Genomic DNA, 4,673 nt, shown 5'->3' with positions numbered 1-4,673 from the left:
CGTCCGGGCTCGACGCCGTCGCCCAGGCATGGCAATGGACCGCGCGGGACACCCTCGTCCACGGCCTCCCGCTGTTCCACGTCCACGGTCTGATCCTCGGAGTCCTGGGGCCACTCCGCATCGGCAGCCGCGTGATCCACACCGTCAAACCGACGCCGGAACGCTACGCCGCCGCGAAGGGCACGCTGTACTTCGGAGTTCCGACGGTGTGGTCGCGCATCGCCGCCGACGAAGAGTCGGCCCGGGCACTGTCGTCCGCCCGGCTGCTTGTCTCTGGCAGTGCGCCGCTTCCCGTCCCGGTATTCGAGGAGCTCCGTGCGCTGACCGGTCAGGCGCCCATCGAGCGATACGGCATGAGCGAAACCCTCATCACCATCAGCACCCGCGCCGACGGAGACCGCAGGCCCGGTTCCGTCGGATTGCCGGTCGCAGGCGTCGAAACCCGGTTGCGCGGCGAGTCCGGCGAAATCCTGCCGCACGACGGCGAAGCAGTCGGCGCGTTGCAAATCCGCGGACCGATGCTGTTCGACGGCTACCTGAACAACCCGGAGGCAACGGCCGAGTCGTTCACCGAGGACGGCTGGTTCGATACCGGAGACGTCGCACTCATCGAGCCCGACGGATACCACCGCATCGTCGGGCGAGCATCGACCGACCTCATCAAATCCGGCGGCTACCGCATCGGCGCAGGCGAAATCGAAGCAGTACTGCTCGGCCACGACAGCGTCGACGAGGTCGCGGTCGTCGGCCTACCCGACGACGACCTCGGTCAACGCATCGTCGCATTCGTCGTCGGCACCGGCGTCGACGAGAAAACACTCATCGACCTGGTGGCGTCGAAACTCTCGATCCACAAGCGCCCCAGAGAAGTACGCGTCGTCGGCTCTCTCCCACGCAACGCCATGGGCAAGGTGCAGAAGAAGCAACTCGGCTGAGCCGGGTGATTTTCAGCTGACCATTCGACCGAAGCCGACGATCGCCGAGTCCGCCTGGACGTCGACGGTGTGGACGCGGATCTTCCCGAGCTCGTTGCCGCCCACGGTCGTTGCCTCGTTGCCGTCTACTGCGACGACGATGTTGGTGTGTTGGCCGACCCAACTGTCGTTGTCGTACAACACCACATCGCCGACCGAAGGCACGTATCCCTCCGGCTCGAAACGTCCCTGCTCCTGGTAATACTCGGTGAGCGTGTACACGCCCGGGATCCGCCAGTGGCCCGAGTTCGGGTTGCTCAGCGGTTGACCGGCCTCGCGCATGATCCAGCTGACGAAGTTCGCGCACCACGCTTGCTCGACGCCCTCGGAATAGAACGTTCCCGGACGCTGCTGCTCGTGCTCCTCGCGAAGCGACTCAACGACGGTTGCCTGCGCCGGCGTGAGTGCCGAAACGTCCACCTCTGGAAACGGCGTCGTGTCCCACGGGAGGTATCGGCTCGGCGCCAGCCACAACACTGCGCCGGCGACCACCACGACCACCGCCAGGACGACGGCGACGATGCGACCGACGCGGCGACGCGGACGGGTGGGGGAGTCGATGCTCATGCACCGAATGTACCGGTCGGTTCGGCTGTGGCCGTTTCTGTCGGAGGTGGGGGATAGCCTTCTTGTATCGAACGTATGTTCGACTAGGGCGGCATTGGGGGGGGGTGACCGGAGATGGACCGTGAGTCTGGATTGTTGGATGCGGTTGTTGCAGCGCACCGCTCCGCGAACGCTACCCTCGCCGCGTCGATCCTCGCTCTCGAACAGTTTTACGACGCCCGTATGGCTGCGTTCGATACCGAATCGGTGCCACGGCCACTCGATGCCGAACGCATCGCCCACACCTCCGCGCTCGCGGAAGTGGCCTGCGCCTGTCGCCTGCCGGCCGGCGCGGTCGAGGACCGGCTGAAAATCTGGTGGGGTAGCCGTCCGGCGTTCCGTGACATGTTCACCGCGGGCGAGATCACGCTAGAAGTGCTGCGAACGATCCGCGATCACACCCTCGGCGCCCCGGCTGCCGTGGTGGCCGCTATCGAACCGGACATCGTCACTGCTACGGCATATTTCACCCCGATCCGGCTCGGCCGCGAGATTGACAGAATGATCACTGCCCACAATCCCGACTGGGACACACGCGCGCGGCGCCGCGCCGCTTCGACCACCAAAAAGGTGCGGGTCACCGCGCTCCCGCGGGGGATGGCGCGAATGGCGGCAACCGTCGGTGCCGTCGACGCGGCAGAGCTGGCAGCGCTGATCGACATCGAGGTGGTCCGAGTCTGCGGACTCGACCCGCGCACCCTCGACACCCGGCGCTCCGACGCCTTCCTCGCCCTCGTCCGCGGCGGGCGACTCACCTGCCTGTGCGCGCACCCCGATTGCCCGGCCGGAGAAGGCGAGGGCAGGGCTGTCCGGGATGAGAGCAGTGCAGAGGGAGACGAGGAGGGGGGTGCTGCCCAGGACAACGAGGACAGCGCCCGCCCGGAACCGAAGCCTGAGCCGGACTCGCCCGATGCTCCCGACAGTCCGCCCTCGGGTGGGGCGGGCTCCAATCCTGAGCCATCTCGGGCTGCACATTCGTGTGAATGCGGCCGCCCACTGCCTGCGTATCAAGGTTCGGCGCATCCAGGTCAGACGGTGCCGCCGACCACACCGCTGATCAACATCACCGCGGACCTCGAGACCGTTCTCGGACTGCACGACAACAATGCCTACCTGCACGGCTACGGCACCCTCGACCCCGCAACGCTCCGCGCGATGGCACGTGACGCGACCTGGCAGATCATCTTCACCACCAGTCGCCGCTTTCTCGACACACTGACCGACCTGCACTCCGATCCGCCCGATCCACCGACCCCGAGCCCACACTCACCGCAGTGCACGTGCACCTGCGGCGGCGCTCCACGCCCTGGCGCCACCGCGAAAGCCGCAGACGTGCAGCCGTTCAGCGAATACCTTGCCGCGGCTGCGGCCGAACACAATCGGCACATCTCGCAGCTACGTACCCGAATGGCTGCACCCACGAAGGCGCAGAAAAAGGACGACCGGCGCCGCGCGCGACTGCGTGCCCCCGACAATGTGGCCGACGACATTCCCAGCAACATTCCCGACGACACAGACGGCAGCGTGACCTGGGACCCCGATACGCTTGCCGCGACCATCGGCCCCGAACCCGTCAGCGAAGCCTGCGATGTGGTGCTCGGCCGTACCCGCGCACTGCCCGCGGGAAAGCTGCCCGCGGGCAAACTGCCCGAACCGACTTCGGCGCCGGCGAGGCGGCCGACACAGACAGCTGCGGCGCTCGCTGCCCGCTGTCACCGCGCCGTTGCGGCGGATCCCACCCACGCACACGCCGAATACCCCGACGGGCACGGAGGCCATCCCACGCCACCACCCGGAGCGCTCACGTACACACCTGGTGCGGCCCTCGCCATGTGGGTCCGCGCGCACTACCCCACGTGCCGACACCCCGGTTGCAACGTCCCCTCCAGCGCCTGCGACCTCGACCACCTCGTCGAGTTCGACCACCGACATCCCGAACGCGGCGGCTGGACCATCACCACCAACCTCGCGCCCTACTGCCGCACCCACCACAACCTCAAGACAAGCAAACACTGGCGGATCGAGCGCCTGCACGACGATGTCCTCCACACCACCGACCCGCACGGCAACCACTACTTCAGCCCACCCGAATTATGACCGGAGAGCTTGACCTTCGAGTTGGCCGAACCCCCAGGATGAATCCGTGACCACATCAGAGCTCATGACCATCGGCGCCTTCGCCGCTGCAACAGGCTTGACGCCCGGTGCGCTGCGGTTCTACTCCGACTCGTCGATGCTGAGGCCCGCTCACATCGACGAGTTGTCCGGCTACCGCTACTACACGGAAGCGCAGGCGCAGCACGCCGTCACCATCAGGCGACGCCGCACTCGTCGATCGACATGTCACCGAACTGTTCGGCAATGCCCGACGAGCTCGACGCATCGCCGCCGAATTGCGCTCAACCATCCATCAACTCGAGGAGGACACGATGATCACCGTCAGCGGACCCAGCTTTGCCGACGCAGTCGACCGAATCCTCACCGCGACAGCGCACAGTCCGGAATACCCCGTGCTGAACGGGCTGTTCCTGGAACTGCGTGCCGACGCTTTGACGATGACCGCGACCGACCGCTACAGGCTGTCCACGCGAACCATCGCTGCGACACAGCATGATTCGGACGACTGGTCGGTTGTCGTCGACGGCGACGACCTACGCGCAGCGATGCCGCTGGTGAGGAGTCGTCATCGAATACGGATCGACGTCGACCGCAACGGTGTCGAATTCGGTTCGGGGGACCGATACTGCAGAGCCCTGCCGGAGCAATTCCCCGACTATTCCGCCGTGTTCGATGCGATGCCTCCTGTCGTGACCCGGATTGTGCTGTCGCGCAATGCCGTCGTCAGCGCGCTGGAAGAACGACAGTCCGAGTACGTGACCTGCGCGGTCTCCGAAGGTCGGCTCGAGCTGTCGGAGCCGGGGACAGTCGGCCCGGTGGTGGTGGACGCCGTGGTGCGCGGGCCGGCCGTGACGATGGCGTTCGCGATGACGACCCTGTACCCGGCTGTCGTCTCCGCGATCGGCCCCGACGTCATGATCGATGTGAGTGGGCCGACCATGCCCGTCCTCGTTCGTTCTGCGGACGGGGGAGACC

The 4,673-nt window shown here is 66.4% G+C and carries 4 protein-coding genes and 1 pseudogene; 4 read left to right on the top strand and 1 reads right to left on the bottom strand.

Features of this window, described 5'->3' with window-relative positions; genetic code table 11:
• On the top strand, positions 1 to 935 hold a 935-nt coding region (locus WBQ44_RS10795; RefSeq protein WP_495566685.1), incomplete at its 5' end, for an AMP-binding protein.
• A 12-nt stretch (positions 936 to 947) separates the two neighbouring features.
• On the opposite strand, the gene WBQ44_RS10790 is transcribed toward WBQ44_RS10795, so the two are convergent.
• On the bottom strand, positions 948 to 1,541 hold the full coding sequence (locus WBQ44_RS10790) for a CHAP domain-containing protein (protein WP_495566684.1): 594 nt from the start codon (positions 1,539 to 1,541) through the stop codon (positions 948 to 950).
• Positions 1,542 to 1,655: 114 nt separating this feature from the next.
• Here WBQ44_RS10790 and WBQ44_RS10785 point away from each other — a divergent pair, with 114 nt between their 5' ends.
• From WBQ44_RS10785 to WBQ44_RS10775, 3 genes and pseudogenes are all read left to right on the top strand, one after another.
• The gene (locus tag WBQ44_RS10785) at positions 1,656 to 3,677 is read left to right on the top strand and encodes a DUF222 domain-containing protein (RefSeq protein WP_495566683.1); all 2,022 of its coding nucleotides are present in this window, start codon (positions 1,656 to 1,658) and stop codon (positions 3,675 to 3,677) included.
• A 64-nt stretch (positions 3,678 to 3,741) separates the two neighbouring features.
• Positions 3,742 to 3,894 (top strand): annotated as a pseudogene (locus WBQ44_RS10780) (MerR family transcriptional regulator); the annotation flags it as partial.
• A 115-nt stretch (positions 3,895 to 4,009) separates the two neighbouring features.
• Positions 4,010 to 4,673: DNA polymerase III subunit beta family protein (locus tag WBQ44_RS10775; protein ID WP_495566682.1), on the top strand; the 664-nt coding region annotated here is incomplete at its 3' end.

Source organism: Rhodococcus sp. (in: high G+C Gram-positive bacteria) (assembly GCF_049591685.1).
Taxonomy (GTDB): Bacteria; Actinomycetota; Actinomycetes; order Mycobacteriales; family Mycobacteriaceae; genus Rhodococcoides.
Note: the sequence above shows the minus strand (reverse complement) of the source record. Positions and strands in the feature narration are given on the sequence as shown.